General features: G+C 68.2%; 13 protein-coding genes. 3 read left to right on the top strand and 10 right to left on the bottom strand.

All coding sequences use genetic code 11. The features are described 5' to 3' along the window. Window positions 1–85: 85 nt before the first annotated feature. Complete coding sequence (locus BKA18_RS00900) at window positions 86–487, bottom strand: ester cyclase (RefSeq protein WP_366043653.1); 402 nt, start codon at window positions 485–487, stop codon at window positions 86–88. Between the two features lie 223 nt (window positions 488–710). Between BKA18_RS00900 and BKA18_RS00895 the strand changes: the two genes are divergently transcribed. Beyond that, the gene (locus BKA18_RS00895; protein ID WP_366043652.1) at window positions 711–1,145 is read left to right on the top strand and encodes a VOC family protein; all 435 of its coding nucleotides are present in this window, start codon (window positions 711–713) and stop codon (window positions 1,143–1,145) included. 227 nt (window positions 1,146–1,372) lie between these two features. On the opposite strand, the gene BKA18_RS00890 is transcribed toward BKA18_RS00895, so the two are convergent. From BKA18_RS00890 to BKA18_RS00880, 3 genes are read right to left on the bottom strand one after another with little or no spacing between them, the layout of a single operon-like run. Beyond that, window positions 1,373–5,215: a non-ribosomal peptide synthetase family protein gene (locus BKA18_RS00890; protein WP_429638082.1), complete on the bottom strand. Its 3,843-nt coding sequence runs from the start codon at window positions 5,213–5,215 to the stop codon at window positions 1,373–1,375. Then, on the bottom strand, window positions 5,212–6,177 hold the full coding sequence (locus BKA18_RS00885; protein WP_366043651.1) for an EamA family transporter: 966 nt from the start codon (window positions 6,175–6,177) through the stop codon (window positions 5,212–5,214). The genes BKA18_RS00890 and BKA18_RS00885 overlap by 4 nt, the downstream gene beginning before the upstream one ends. Window positions 6,178–6,235: 58 nt before the next feature. Further along, window positions 6,236–7,270: a PrpF domain-containing protein gene (locus BKA18_RS00880; RefSeq protein WP_366043650.1), complete on the bottom strand. Its 1,035-nt coding sequence runs from the start codon at window positions 7,268–7,270 to the stop codon at window positions 6,236–6,238. Between the two features lie 446 nt (window positions 7,271–7,716). Here BKA18_RS00880 and BKA18_RS00875 point away from each other — a divergent pair, with 446 nt between their 5' ends. Continuing rightward, window positions 7,717–8,187, top strand: coding sequence for a DoxX family protein (locus BKA18_RS00875; RefSeq protein ID WP_366043649.1), 471 nt, complete (start codon window positions 7,717–7,719; stop codon window positions 8,185–8,187). 132 nt (window positions 8,188–8,319) lie between these two features. Here the strand turns inward: BKA18_RS00875 and BKA18_RS00870 are convergent, their stop codons facing one another. The 3 genes from BKA18_RS00870 to BKA18_RS00860 all read right to left on the bottom strand — a co-directional run bounded on the left by BKA18_RS00870 (window position 8,320) and on the right by BKA18_RS00860 (window position 10,489). After that, window positions 8,320–8,574, bottom strand: a complete 255-nt coding sequence (locus BKA18_RS00870) for a hypothetical protein (RefSeq protein ID WP_366043648.1) — start codon at window positions 8,572–8,574, stop codon at window positions 8,320–8,322. Between the two features lie 95 nt (window positions 8,575–8,669). Further along, window positions 8,670–9,644, bottom strand: coding sequence for an amidohydrolase family protein (locus BKA18_RS00865; RefSeq protein ID WP_366043647.1), 975 nt, complete (start codon window positions 9,642–9,644; stop codon window positions 8,670–8,672). A gap of 128 nt (window positions 9,645–9,772) precedes the next feature. Then, window positions 9,773–10,489 carry an SDR family NAD(P)-dependent oxidoreductase gene (locus tag BKA18_RS00860; protein WP_366043646.1) on the bottom strand — a complete coding sequence of 239 codons (717 nt, stop codon included), beginning with the start codon at window positions 10,487–10,489 and terminating at the stop codon, window positions 9,773–9,775. 176 nt (window positions 10,490–10,665) lie between these two features. Between BKA18_RS00860 and BKA18_RS00855 the strand changes: the two genes are divergently transcribed. Then, window positions 10,666–11,709 carry an Lrp/AsnC family transcriptional regulator gene (locus tag BKA18_RS00855; RefSeq protein ID WP_366043645.1) on the top strand — a complete coding sequence of 348 codons (1,044 nt, stop codon included), beginning with the start codon at window positions 10,666–10,668 and terminating at the stop codon, window positions 11,707–11,709. Window positions 11,710–11,859: 150 nt separating this feature from the next. Here the strand turns inward: BKA18_RS00855 and BKA18_RS00850 are convergent, their stop codons facing one another. The 3 genes from BKA18_RS00850 to BKA18_RS00840 are packed head-to-tail and all read right to left on the bottom strand — an operon-like array spanning window position 11,860 to window position 13,642. Further along, window positions 11,860–12,816, bottom strand: coding sequence for a hypothetical protein (locus tag BKA18_RS00850; protein WP_366043644.1), 957 nt, complete (start codon window positions 12,814–12,816; stop codon window positions 11,860–11,862). Next, complete coding sequence (locus BKA18_RS00845; protein WP_366043643.1) at window positions 12,813–13,457, bottom strand: cytochrome b N-terminal domain-containing protein; 645 nt, start codon at window positions 13,455–13,457, stop codon at window positions 12,813–12,815. Before BKA18_RS00845 ends, BKA18_RS00850 begins: the two co-directional genes overlap by 4 nt. Next, window positions 13,454–13,642 (bottom strand): hypothetical protein, encoded by a 189-nt coding sequence (locus BKA18_RS00840; RefSeq protein WP_366043642.1) that lies wholly within the window; start codon window positions 13,640–13,642, stop codon window positions 13,454–13,456. Before BKA18_RS00840 ends, BKA18_RS00845 begins: the two co-directional genes overlap by 4 nt. Between the last annotated feature and the right edge of the window lie 445 nt (window positions 13,643–14,087).

Genomic DNA, 14,087 nt, shown 5'->3' with positions numbered 1-14,087 from the left:
CTGGGGGCCAGTCGGTGTGATTTCCCTTTGCCGGAGCATGTCCTCGGTCTGCTCCTGCCCGGAGGTCTTCGTGGCGTGCGGCCACTCATTTTTCGAGTTGGCGCAGATCCCAGACCACGTGGCTCTCTACGAGCTTGTCACCGTCGAATGTGTAGATGTTGATGCCCTCAAGCGACACCGTCCGGTCGCTCGGCTCGATACCCAAGAACTCGCCCGTGTGTCTTCCCGTTGCCGTCCAACGAGTTACCACCTTGTCTCCCTCCGCGATCTGGTCGTGGATCTCATGGCGCAGATCGGCGAACGCTGCGTACATCTGCTGGTAGAACTGCTTGGTCTCTTCCAGGGAGAATGCTTCACGGCCGGGAAAGTTGAGCTTGTAGTTCGGAGAGAAGAGTTCGTCCAAGACGCCGAAGTTCCCCGCATCAAGCTCGGCGAACCGTCGTCTCACGATTTCCTTGGCGTAGTCGGTACTCAGTCGTGTGCCCATGAAATTTCCAGTCGGTCGGCTGTGTTCGGCGAGTTTTCTCGTGTCCGAGCCGCTCAGGGTAGTTTCAGCCGTCCGGGCAACTGGGAGCCACGAGGATCACCGCCGTCAATTCGCCCCATCGGCTGCGCACACGTCTAGGCGGCCCGGGACGCGACGGGTGACGGGCGGATCCGCCTGGGGAAATGAGAGGCACGGTCCCCCCGGTACGCGGTACGGTGCGCCGATGTCAGCGATCAAGAAGTTCCAAGTCACCTTTGACTGCGCAGAACCTGAGCGTCTCGCTCGCTTCTGGTGTGAAGTGTTGGGGTACGTCCTACCGCCGCCACCGGAAGGGTTCACCACCTGGGACGATTTCAACCGCACGCTGCCTCCTGAGCAGCAGGGCTCATGGTTCGCGTGCAGTGATCCCTCAGGCGTGGGCCCGCGCCTGTACTTCCAGCGCGTCCCCGAAGGAAAGATCGTTAAGAATCGGGTGCATCTCGACGTCCGGGCCGGCACCGGACTCGTGGGGGACGAGCGCCTCGCCGCGCTCGAAGCCGAGTGCGCACGACTGGTCGCGCTCGGTGCGACCCACGTGCGCACGCTGTATGCCGATGAGGAAAATGAGTCGTGCATCCCGATGCTGGACATCGAGGGCAACGAGTTCTGTATCGACTGAGCACTCTCCGATCCGGGGAGGTGGAGAGCCGCATCCCTTGGCCCCTCCGATCCCCGTCACCCGCTCCAAAGACGAAGGCCCAGCTCAGGGGTACACCCCCCAGGCTGGGCCGCTGTGTTGTCTAGACCGATTCAGGCACCTGCATCACCTCCACACCACCTGCCCCTGGTTCGGCCGGTCAGAGCCCTTCCACCGTGCGGCTCGGACCATCCTGTCCGAGCCTCCCGCTAGCGGAGGCCACCCAGTCGGGTGCCGATCGCTGCGGCCAGTTCCGCAATCCCCTGTTCCTTCAGGACGCTGTAGTGGTCACCGGTCAGCTCGACGATCGTCGGCGGGGTGGTGGAGTAGTCGGAGTGGGCCTCGATGAACGAGTAGTCGTCGCCGGCGGCCTTGAAGACGGTCACCGGGGTGTTCAGGCGGCGCTCGGTGAGTTCACGGAAGGTGTACTCGAACTCGTAGGTCTCCGCGACGATGCGGATGATGCGTCGGATCAACTGCTGGTCGAGGTCGGGCAACCGGTCGTGGACGAAGCTCACGAAGCTGTCCTCGTCCCGCGTGGCCGCCAGGCAGGCATCCACGTCGGGTCCGCTGACGGTGCCGGTGAAGACCGAGTACAGGATCGCGACATAGACGGGGTTGCGGTAGGAAGACTCGCGGCCGAAGCGGTCGGCGCCCTCCGCGCGGACCTTGGGGTTGCCGGGGCAGATCAGCAGGAGGTGGTCGACCCGGTGGTTGGACTGCTCCAGCTGCCAGGCGGCCTCGAAGGCGACCCGGGCGCCGAAGGAGTAGCCCCACAGGCCGTAGGGACCTTCGGGCTGGGTGCGCAGGATCTCGGCCACGTCGGCGGCGGCCATCTCGCGGATCGTCGGGTACGGCGTTTCCAGCACGTTGATGCCGTGCGCCTGGATGCCGAAGAACGGCCGCCCGGCGCCGGCCTCGCGGGCCAGCAGGCGCAGGTTCATCGGATAGCCGCCGAGGCCCGGCCAGCAGAACACCGGACGGCCGGAGGCCTCGGCGTGCAGCGGGACGAGCCGCGAGGAGGGGGTGGCGCCATCGGCCTCGATGTGGGCGGCGAGGTCGGCGAGCTTCGGGTGTGCGAAGACCACCTGGAGCGGCAGGCGGAGGCCGAACTCGCGGTTGATGCGGTTGACGAGCGCCACCGCGATCAGCGAGTTGCCGCCGGAGGCGAAGAAGTCGTCCTCCACGGACACCTCGTCGTACTTCAGTGCCTTCGCCCACGCGTCGGCCAGCCACTGCTCCGCCAGGGTGGCGGGGGCGACGTAGGGCCTGCCGGTGTCGGCGGACCGCACCTGCTCGCCGTCGGTCAGGGCCTTGACATCGACCTTTCCGTTGGCGGTGAGCGGCAGCCGGTCGAGCACCAGGACGCGGTTGGGAATCATGTAGTCCGGCAGTCGCTCGGACAGGTCGTCCCGGATCAGCTCGGCCGGGCCCTTCATGTGCACGGCGTCCTCGTTCATGCCCTCACTGCGGATCTGCTCCTGGCTGACCTTGCCGCCGAGGAAGAAGTAGGACGGGCCGGTGGGTATGGCGCAGGAGGCGAGGATGTCGTCCACGCGTCGTGCGGCCGGCAGCGGGTGGCCGGTCTTGGAGCTGTAACCGGAGGACATGAAGCCCAGGGAAAGGGCGTTGCGCTGGAGATGGTGCAGCCTGGTGCCCATCGCAATGTAATGCAGCCACTCTTCGGCCGCGCGGCTCACGGCGGTGATCCCGAAGCTCGCCCGCTCGTACACCTGCTGGTTGATGGCGATCACGTGCTTGGGCTGGACGAGGGCGTCGGAGAGGGGCTCCAGGTCGCTGCCGGTCCACCGGTACTGGCCGACCGGCAGCCCGTCCACGCCGCCCGGGTGGGCCTGTACGTAGATCTCGGTGGGGTCGTGCGGGGGCTTGCCGTCGTTGCGGTCGACGGTGAAAGTGCCCAGGTAGTAGTCCTCGGCGGCGACATCCAGGATGTCCTTGACGGCGGGCCGGTGGGCGGCCGGACGGATCGTGAGGCCGTACTCGGGCAGGATCTCCTCGAAGACGCCGAGCATGTGGCCGGTTTCGAACTCCAGCACCTCGCGGATGTTGTTCTTGTAGACGGGCTCGATGGCCCGCTTCTTGCCGATGAAGTGCACGCGCAGGCGTGCGTCGGCGTCCTTCGGCGCGTCGGCGATACGTACCAGGGTGTGGTCGGCGGGGTGGTGGTAGTACACGCCGGCGTCCACACCGTTCAGCCCGCTGGTCTCCAGGTACAGCTGCGTGGCGTACAGGGCGCCGGGGGAGGCGTAGGAGTACTTCGGCAGCAGGCGTTCCTCGCTGTGGAACTGGGCGAACCAGCGCAGGAGTTCGCCGAGTTCAGGGAGGGTGAGGTCCGCGAGATCCCGGGAGTGGGCGTCCGCCGGGCGCGGGGCCAGCAGGGCGAGGATGTCGTCGCGGGTGACCTGTCCGCCGTCGAAGAAGCGGTAGGTCTTGCGGGCGAACGTCTCGCGCCGCTGCCGCGCGGTCTCCTGCCGGCCCGGCAGGGGCACGACCTGCCTGCCGTCGAGTTCGTGCGCGTCGCGCAGGCCCGGGTTCGACAGCTGCGCCTTCACCTGGACCTTGCTGGCCTTGGACTGGTGGTGCGAACCGGCGTTGCCCTGGTCCATCAGGGCGGCTTCCTTCGGGTTCAGCTCGATGCAGGCCAGGAGGTTGGTGGAGCCGGTGCGCGGGTCTTCGGCGGTGATTGCGGCGGCGCGGCGCACCCAGGTGTGCTCCTCGATGGCCAGGGCGATCTCGTCCAGTTCGACGCGGTAGCCGCGCAGCTTGATCTGGTTGTCGGTGCGGCCGGCGAACTGGATCGTGCCGTCGGGGTTCCAGTACGCCAGGTCTCCGGTCCGGTACAGCCGCTCGGTCGGCACGAACGGGGAGGGGACGAACCGCTCCTCGGTCTGCTCGGGCCGGCCCAGGTAGCCGCGGGCCACCTGGACGCCGCCGATGTAGAGCTCGCCGGTCTCCCCGATGTCCACCGGCGCCCGGTTCTCGTCGAGGATGTAGCACGGGGTGTTGTCGACCGGCACGCCGATGGACACCGAGCCCGGCCCCTCGGGCAGCGCCTCCGGGTCGACCAGGTGGGCAGTGGCGTTGATGGTGCACTCGGTCGGCCCGTACAGGTTGACGAGCGATGCCCAGGGCACCTCGTCGAGGAAGGTGCGGGCCAGCTGCCGGGACAGGGCCTCGCCGCCGGAGAACACCCGGCGCAGCACGGTGCACGAGGTGAGCCGCTCGGTGTCCAGCAGCGCCTGCAGCAGCGTCGGCACGCACTGCAGCGTGGTCACCTCGTGCCGGATGACGGCGTCGATCAGCGCCTCCGGGTCGCGGTAGCTGCCCGGCGCGGCCATCACCACGCGGGCGCCGACGGCCGGGGCGAGGATCTCCCACTGCGCGGCGTCGAAACTCATCGGCGTCTTCTGCAGCACGGTGGTGCGCGGGGAGAGGTGCCCGCACATCTGCATCCACTGCATCTGGGACAGGATGCTGCGGTGCTCGATCAGCACGCCCTTGGGCCGGCCGGTGCTGCCGGAGGTGTAGATGACGTAGGCGAGATCGCCAGGTGCGGGCGCCGGAGGTCCGGCGGGCGGGCACTGCGCGGTGTCGGTGAGGGGGATGATGCGGGTGCCCCGCGGGGCCAGGGCCTGCAGCCGGGCAGCGAGGTGGTCCTGGGTGACGATGACGCGGGTTCCGCTGTCCTCGATCATGTAGCGCAGCCGCTCCTCGGGGTACTCCGGGGACAGCGGCAGGTAGGCGGCGCCTGCGAAGAGGATGCCCCAGGCGCCGGTCATCAGGTCGAGGGACGGTTCGGTGTACAGGCCGACGCAGTGGTCGCGGGCCGCGCCCAGCGCGTTCAGCCGGCCGGCCAGCCGGGCGGCGGCGGCTTCCAGCTCCCGGTAGGTGAGGCTGTCGGTGCCGCTGGTGACTGCGGTGGCATCGGGCCGCGCGGCGGCCTGCCCCCGCAACAGATCGGGCAGGCATCCGCCCAGGCGGAGGCCGTGGACGCGGGCCGTGGAACGTGTGGTGGGCTGTGCTGTGTTCACGGTTTCCCCTTGACTGCTGCGTAGTGGTGAGTCGACGCCGGTGACGGGCCGTCGGCCCGCTTCCCGGCGCGTGGCGGCTGCGAGTTCTGGGCCAGCGCGACGGCGGCGATCACCGTTGCGGCGCCTGCGAGTTGGAGGGGTGTGAGTTCCTGGCCGAGGAAGAGGTAGCCGAGGACCGTCGCGGCGAGCGGACTGGCGAAACCCAGGATCGACACCACGAGTGCCGGCAGCCGTCCGATGCCGCGGAACCAGACGGCGTAGGCGAGCAGCGCCCCGATCAGGCTCAGGTAGGCGAAGCCCGCGAGGTTGGGGGCGGTGACGCCGGTGGGCAGTCCTTCGGCGGCCAGCGTGACGGGGGCGAGCAGCAGCCCACCCGCGGTGAGCTGCCAGCCGGTGAACGTCAGCACGCCCACGCCCTCGGGCCGCCCCCAGCGTTTGGTGAGCACGATGCCGGCGGCCATGCTGACCGCGGCGGCCAGCCCGGCGGCGATGCCGACGAGGTCGATGCCGGCCTGTGGGGTGAGCGCGAGGAGCGCCACGCCTGCCACGCCGAGCAGGCAGGCGGCGAGCCGGGCCGGGCGGATCGGCTCCTTCAACAGCACGGCACCGAGCAGCAGTACGAGCGTGGGCTGGACGGCGACCACCAGCGCCGCCACTCCGCCGGGCAGATGGTAGGCGGTCACGAACAGCAGGTAGAAGAAGATGCCGATGTTCAGTGCGCCCAGGACCAGGGCGCGCCACCACCACGCGGCACGCGGCAGCTCGCGGCCGATCGCGAGCAGCACCAGCCCGGCGGGCAGCGCCCGCACCGTGGAGGCCAGCAGCGGTCTGCCGGGCGGCAGCAGTTCCGTCGTCACCAGGTAGGTGCTCCCCCACACAGCCGGAGCCAGCGCCGTGAGCGCGGCGTCGAGAGTCCGTGTCAGTCCGGGAGCCGGTGGGGATGTGCGCAGGGCAGAGGGCATGCGTGGACCGCCTGTCCGTTCGGGGAATGGGTCGTGCCTGGGCCTGCTGGGTGGCGTGTCAGTGGAGCGCGGAGTGCAGGAGAGCGTCCTGTGGCGTGAGCATCAGGTCGCGGAGGGGCTCGACGTAGACCGAGCCTTCGTACCGGACGGTCCCGCGCCGGACGCCGGCGCGGGTGAGGGTGTCGTGCAAGGTGGTGCCGGACACCGCGGTTCGTACGACCGTGGTGCCGCCCGGGGTGTCGACGACCAGCTCGTCCAGCCGGCTCCAGCCCCGCTCCGCCAGCCGGTGCGGGATCGTGCCGCCGATCACCGCGGCGGCGGCGACGGTGATGGCATCGGCCGGCGGCAACTGCCCTGACCTGACCGGCGTCGGATAGGGCAGCACCGCCAGGCGCCGGTACTCGTACTGGCCGACCGCGGCGACCCTGGGAAACACACTGTCCTCCGGCAGGTCCAGGCGGCGGGCGGCGGCGCGGCGGATGCCGGCGAGCCGCCCACGCACGGATGCGTCGGCTGCGAACAGCTCCTCCTGGTCCGTCAGGCCGAGGTCGGCGGCATCGACGAAGACATGGGGGTTGCCGGCGGACACCAAGGACACCGGTATGCCGTCGAGTTCGTCGCACGGCGTCCCCGTCGGCAGCAAGTCACCCAGGCGCCGGGGAGGTTGATAGCCGAACTCAACCGAGAACGTCAGACTGCGGCTCGCCTCGCTGACCTCACACGCAACGCGGTCACCGGTGTTGAGGACGTTGACGCGCAGCCGGGATGCGGCGGTGAAGGACGGGAGCCAGGCAAGGCGATGAGCCACGACGACGGAGGACAGGATCGAGTGCCCGCAGGCGCCGCGCAGTTCGAAACGCGGCGGTGTGCCGGGCAGGTACTGGGCGAACAGGTAGTCCAGGTCGAACGAGGGGTCCGCCGACGGCTCGATCATGGCAATCGCCGTGACGTCGGCGCCGTGGCGATCGGCGAGCCAGTCACGTGCCACCATCAGCGTGTTGGTGAGTTGCCCCTTGTCGGCGGGCAACACCCTGCGGTCCAGTACCAGCGTGGGATCGCTCTTTTCCGCCGCGTGACACAAATGCCCGATCATCCCGTTCCTCCATAGCTGTGTGTGCCATGGCCCTCGGACAATGCCGTCGGCACTGAAAACCCGCCAGTGGCGGTTGCCCGAGTGGGGGGGCCTGTTGCAGCTTGATCGGGGCTGGATCGGCTCACAACACCCCCTTGGTTAACGGGCGAGGAACCACGCGTTCGACCAGGTCAGGCCGTAGTAGTGATCGTTATCACAGCCTGGCCCGCAACGCCGGCGAGGTGCCGGAACGCCCTCGCGGACCGCTCTGAGCTGGTCTGCTCCCAGCGTTGGTCGACTGTTCTCCAGAGGGCTATCCCCGTGCACGCGGCGTCCATGTAGCGTCCGGGACCGCCAGGCGGGTGCCGCTCTTCGTGGCCGAAAACTGCCGTCACTTCTCCTCCCCCCGTACAGCGCATCCGCTACGGCAGTTCCCCATCTCCCTGCATTGTGAAGGGCTGAGGCTCATGTACCGCTCTGTCGCGTCTCCCGGGTCCAAGGTTGCCGGTCCCGTGCACTCATTGGTCCGCATCGTCGTCGGGTTCCTCTTCTCCTGCCATGGCGCCGCGTCGCTGTTCGGGGTGCTGGGCGGAGCCGTCGGAACGCACGGTGGGACGGTCCCGGTCGGCGCCTGGCCGGGGTGGTGGGCAGCCGCCATCCAGCTGATCGGCGGGGTAGTGGTGGCGCTCGGCCTGTTCACCCGGTCGGCGGCACTGATCTGCTCCGGTTCGATGGCGTACGCCTACTTCGCCGTGCACCAGCCGACCGGCCTGCTGCCGATCGAGAACAACGGTGAGCCTGCTGCTCTGTACGCCTGGATATTCCTGCTGCTCGCCACCTTCGGCCCCGGTCCGTGGGCGCTCGAACGACTCCTGCCGACGACCCAACGGGAGCCGCAGCCTTCGGCCTTGGCCGACCAGGCCACGGCGGACGTGTAGCGGGGGTGGCCCGTTGCCGTGCGCCGGCAGCTGCTGCGGGCGCACGGCACCGTCCACTCTCGGAGGGACACGCCCTAGTCCCGGGCATCGCACCACCGGTACTGCTCACATCAGTTGGGCGGTGCCGGAGTGCTAAGCGAGGTGCACCAGGAGGAGCAAACCTCCCACGAGGATGAGGGGGAGACCCATTGCCCGGAGGAACCCGGGGCGTGCCAATGGTCCCGGCACATAGGACGTCTCAAGGCGTCCGTTCCGCCACAGCATTTCGCGGTGCCGGTCGGCCGCCTTCTTCTGGACCCGCTCGCACCTGTGCCGGATGAAGGCGCCGACATCGAACAGCACGATGACGCCCACCACTATGTACAAGATCGCAAGCCCGAGCCCCATACCGGCCAGCCTACAATGCGATCTTGCGCGCACATCGTGAGCCGCACAGTTGGGTTCAGGGTGACAAGGCCGCATCCGCCGTGGTGTCACACTGCCTACGAGTCAATGCCATACAAGGATGCCGCGTTGGCCGACGAGAACTGCTCGCGTTCCGCGTCTGACGAGAAGTGGTTTAGGAAGGAATCGATTTCGTCCCTGGTCGGCCGTTGGAACGGGTAGTCGGTCGAGAAGATCAACCGGTCGACGGTGGTGACGGACAGGGCGTGCTGCAGGAGCGCCGGATTGAGCATGCCGGAGGTGGTGATATAGAAGTTGGACCGGATGTAGTCCGATACGGATCGCTCCAATCCGGCGATACGGGCAAGGCTGTCGGCTCGGTCGAGCCAGAAGAGCAGCATCTCTCCCCAGTGCCCGAGCACGACTTGCAGGTCGGGATGACGGTCGAACGTCCCTCGCAGTACCAGCCGGAGCGCCGCGATCGCGGCGTCCAGGTGCCACCCCCACCCGAAAGTGGCGAGGGCCAGGTCCGTCATGGGGTCGAATCCGCGATAGGAGGCGTCGCGCACTGCGGTCGAGGGCAGCTGCGGATGAATGAACACGGGCTGGCCGAGTTCTGATGCGGCGGAGAAGAAGTCGTCATAGGCGGGGTCGTCGAGGAACAGGTCGCCCGATCGGCCATAGACCATGGTGCCTACATGCCCCATGCCCGCAGCTCTTTCCAACTCGTACGCGACGTCCTTTGGTGACGACATGGGGAGAGTGGACAGCGAGCGGAAACGGGCCGGGTGCCGGGCAACGGCCGCCGCGGCCATATCGTTCGCGGCGCGGCTCAGAGCCAGTGCCTTGCCGGGCGGCAGCGGCTGGACTCCCGGCGGTGTCAGGGCGAGGACGGACACGTCGATTCCCTGAGCGTCCATGGCCGCGATGCGGCCGGCCCCCAGGTCCTCCAGACGTTCCTGGTTGTCGCCCATCTCATTGAAGGCAAGGCTTTCGTCAGGCAGTGGCACAGCTCGGAGGGCGGATGTCACGTTCGGCGTGATCCAGTGTTCTTCGACAGCAATGAGAGGCATGGTCGTCCTCCTCAGCGGTTTCCTGCAGCGGCCACGTCAGCCGCGGGTGATGGGGCGTTTCGAATGACGGGACCGCTTACGGTGCCTACTGGTCGTCAGACTTGTCCGCAAGGGTCGCTCTGCGGGGCTTACCAGGGCACTGTCCGACCCGAGCGGTCCAGATACGCCAGACCCGGCGTGCCCAGTTTGGACAGCAGAACGTCCACCAGCAGCGGGACGCTCTCCTCGACGGTGAACGGCGCGTCCGGCCCTCCGAGCGCGGTGCGGATCCAGCCCGGTGCCAGGAGGGCGAAGCCGCGCTGCGTCTCGGCCTGGCGGGCCGCGAAACTGCGCATGAACATGTTCAAGGCCGCTTTGCTTCCCCGGTAGACCTCGCGGCCTGCGGTCGTGTTGTTCGTGATGCTGCCCTGCCCGGACGACATCGCTCCGATGAGGCCGGTGGGGGACACCAGGTCTTCGAGCGCCTCGATGACGCGCATGGGGCCGAGAGCGTTGGTGATCATCACCTCGACAAAATCGTCTGTCGCCACTTTGCCGATCGGTGTCTGCTCATTGTTCGTGGTCCCGGCGTTGACGAAGAGCAAGTCGAGCCGACGTTCCGCAAGACGCTCGTGCAGGGGCGCAAGGTGGTCGGGCTCGTTGACGTCGAGATGCTCGATGGTGACGCGGCCCTCGGTCCGGTCGGCGAGATCGTGCAGGGGAGTTGGCGCGGAGGTATCGCGGACCGTGCCGATGACGTTCCAGCCTCGGCCGAGGAGTTCAGCCGCCATCGCGTGTCCGAGGCCGCGGGAGGCTCCGACGATGAGGGCGGTCGGCGTGCGCTGCCCTGTGACAGTCGATGACATACAGCGTCATCTCCGTTCCTTTGCGTTGCGAGTTCACTTCGTGCGTCCTTGACTCAGACCGTCTCGGGGCGACACCGGGGTACGCACCGTTGTGCCCCTTCATCGGCAGGGAACAAGTCTGCTTGCCGTGCTGCCGCAGATGCGATCCAGGAAGTTCAATTTGTAGGATTCCTTCTATGGCAGGTGCATCGACGTCTCAATCCCTCGCGATCCAGCCCGATGATGTGCGAATAATTCGTGCACTGCAGGTCGCCCCGAGAGCCTCCTTCGCCTCCATAGCAGCCGCGCTCGGCCTCACCGAAGGCACCATCAACCGCCGATATCGGCGCTTGCACGCCGAGGGCGTCATCCGCGTCGCCGGTGTGGTCAACCCGGGGGCGTTGGGACAAAGCAGATGGCTGGTACGACTACGCTGCCGGCCCGGCAGCGTCACGGCGATCGCGGGCGCGCTCGCCAAGCGAGACGATGTCAACTGGGTAGCCCTTGGCGCAGCCGGCTCCGAAGTCACGTGCGCGACTCAGTCACGAGATCAAGCGCAGCGAGAAGAGCTGCTCGGCCAACGGCTTCCGCGCACCGCGGCGGTGCTCGACATCAGCGCCTTCGCCATGCTCCGCCAGTTCATGGGAGGCCGCGGCCACTACTGGGCCGCACTCCACGGCACGCTGTCCCCGGAGCAGGAAGCCATGCTCGGGAGCGACGGCCCCCCCTTCGCGGAGTCTCCGGTCGTCACCGACGACCCTGTACATCTCAGCGCCGAAGACGAGAGGATTCTCGGCGCGCTCGCCGCCGACGGTCGGGCCAGTCTCGTCGACCTCGCCAGAGCGGCGGATTCCACACCCGGCCGCGTATCCCGCCGGCTGGGCGTCCTGCTCCAACGACGCGTCGTCCACATCGACGTCGAGATCGCCCCAGCAGCCTTGGGCTATCACGCGCGGGCCAACCTGTGGCTGCGAGTGCATCCGTCAGAGGTGAAGAACGTCGGACGCTCGCTGGCACGAGAACCGGAGATCGCCTTCGCCGCGGCCATCTCCGGCCCCTACAACATCCACGCCGTCGCCCACTGCCGAGACCTCGACGAACTCTTCGAATTCACGTCGGAACGCATCGGGGCCCTGCCCGGCCTGCAGAGCATGGAAGTCTCACCTGTCCTACGGCACGTCAAGCAAGCCGGCACGCTACTGTCCGGCGATCGCCTCGTCGGGCCCACCACTCAAGCGTGAGGTAAGCAGGCCCGCGGCGTCGCGACGCGTGACGGCAAGCCCGTCGTCCGCTACGAGGCGCGTCCAACTCACCTTCGTACGACAGTGCCTGTGACCTCCTCGCCACCACACAAGCGGTGCAACCACCCGCAGTACGCCGGAGAGCGAAGATCACTCCTGCCGGTGCCGTTCCACAGCTTGTTCGCGGTAGTACGTGCGCCAGATCAACCGGTGCACTCGCGTCCAGCGCGGTACGGATCGCACTCCGGGGATGAAAGGCACGAGCATCAGGCCCACGCTGAGCAGGGCCATCAGGCCCCAGATCAGGGCGTCGGCGTTGCCGGAGGACTTGAAGGGCTCGATCTGATACCAGAAGGTGTAGAGCCACAGCCACGCCTGGCCCGGGTAGTTCCCGGTCTCGTTCATCATCCCCCACTGGTCGCCGCCGAGGTGCTCGGCACGGGCACGGGACTCCAGGTAGGAACCATCGGAGAGGAAGAGCAGCGGACGGGTGTAGTCGGTCTGGTAGAACTTGCCCTCCGCCTGGAGTTCGCCATCCAGCGCGCCGCTGCGGGCCAGACCGAGAAGGCGTGCGATGAGGACAGGGACCGGGCCGTAATCGCCCTTCGCGGGGGCGCCGCCGTCGGCCTTGGCCAGGGCGTCGGAGTAGGCCGAGGTCCATGCCTGGCGCCGGGCCGCCGGAGCGGCGGCCCAGGCGGCGAGGCCCGCGCTGACGGCGGGTGGTTCCGGGGCATTGCGCAGTGGACGCAGCACGAAGTCGTTTGCCGTGTCCACCGGGACGCGGACCCCCGCGGCGCTCTGCAGCCCGACGGGCCCGAGTTTCTGCGCGGCGCCCGGCGTGTGAGTGTACGGCGGCCCGTACTCGGCCGTGCCGCTGGTGCCGCCGAGCTCGGACACGGCGGTCGTCGTGAAGTCGGCGCCGTCGGCCCTCGACCAGGAGGCCAGCGTCACCGGCTTGACGTCGGGCGAGGAGAAGACGGCGGCCAGGGCCGCGGTGAGCAGCGCGACCACCACCAGTGCGATCGTGAACTCCTTGACCAGGTCGTAGGGCCTGGTGGGGAAAGCGGCCGGGTCCGGTACGGCGCGCTTGACGGCGCGTCGGGTCATTGCGCTGCCTCCTGCGTGGGCCCGTCCGCGGGATCCGGCGCGGCGTCGATCGGCGGCACGATCCCGCGCAGCCGGACCAGCAGGACGTGCCAGACCGTCAGCAGGCCGAGGGCGAAAGGCAGCAGGACGATGTGCCACATCAGCATCTGGCCGAAGTCCAGCACGTTGAAGAACGCGCCGATGCCCACCGAGTTGAGCCCGTCCTTGGCCTGCCCGGCGATCCACTGGGAGTCGAAGTTCTGCTGGACCAGGTAGCCGGTGAAGGCCGTGCCGATCGAGGCGAAGAAACACACCGCACCGGTGACCCAGGTCAGCGCCCGCCGACCGCGCCAGGCGGCCATGAAGAACTTGCCCCACAGGTGGATCACCATGAAGAACATGAACAGCTCGACGCTCCACAGGTGCAGGCCGTTCACGTACGTGCCGGTCCCCGAGACATGCCACCATGCGGGCCCCTTCAGGGCCAGCACCCCGCCGGTGACCAGGACGACGATCAGCGCGGCCACGGTGAGCACACCGAAGACGTAGATCCATGAGGCCATGTACGCGGGCTGGGTGTCCGGCAGCAGCTTGTCCGGGGGCAGTGCCCGCACCGCCCGCCGTCGGACCGCTCCGGTCCAGCCTCCTCCTACCTCGCTCATCGTCGGCCTCGCCCTCGGGGGAAGGGCAGGAGCAGGGCCGCCACGAAGACGACCAGCATCACCCCGATGACCACGAGGTTGGCGACGGACAGCTGCACCACTCCCCAGTGCACGTAGTGACCGGTCCCGTTGAGATCGATGGGCGCGGAAAGCACGCGCTCGACGGAGGGCGGATGTCCTGTCATGGGTCGGCTCCCCTCGAAGTTCGAGAGCAAGTAGAGCGCCTTGTAAGACCCTCGGGCTGCTGACCCGGCCGGGCCATCGGCCGAACGGCTCAATCGCGCAAGAGCTGCCCGGTCCGCGGCGTATCCCTTCCTTGCTCGTCCCGGTGGGATCTGCGCCAACAGCTCATCTCGTTTGGCGAGTCGTCGGTAGCAGATGAGGGTGCAGGCTATGTCTCGTCGGGCACGTGGCCGACTTGTGCGCCGGCGATCCCGCCGTGCAGGAGGCGGCCGTGGTGGTCGAGATCTTCGCCGCCGGGCACCGCGCCGTGACCTCCGCCGGCGACCTGCCGGTGACGCGACGAGGTGCGTCGGGCTGTCGGAAGGGTTAGCGTCGAAGCTGGGTCGGGGCCAGTGACACGCACCATCGGCCGTCCCGTTCATGGCAGGTGAGCCGACCGCGATCGGC

The organism is Streptomyces auratus (assembly GCF_050433025.1).
Taxonomy (GTDB): domain Bacteria; phylum Actinomycetota; class Actinomycetes; order Streptomycetales; family Streptomycetaceae; genus Streptomyces; species Streptomyces sioyaensis.
Note: the sequence above shows the minus strand (reverse complement) of the source record. Positions and strands in the feature narration are given on the sequence as shown.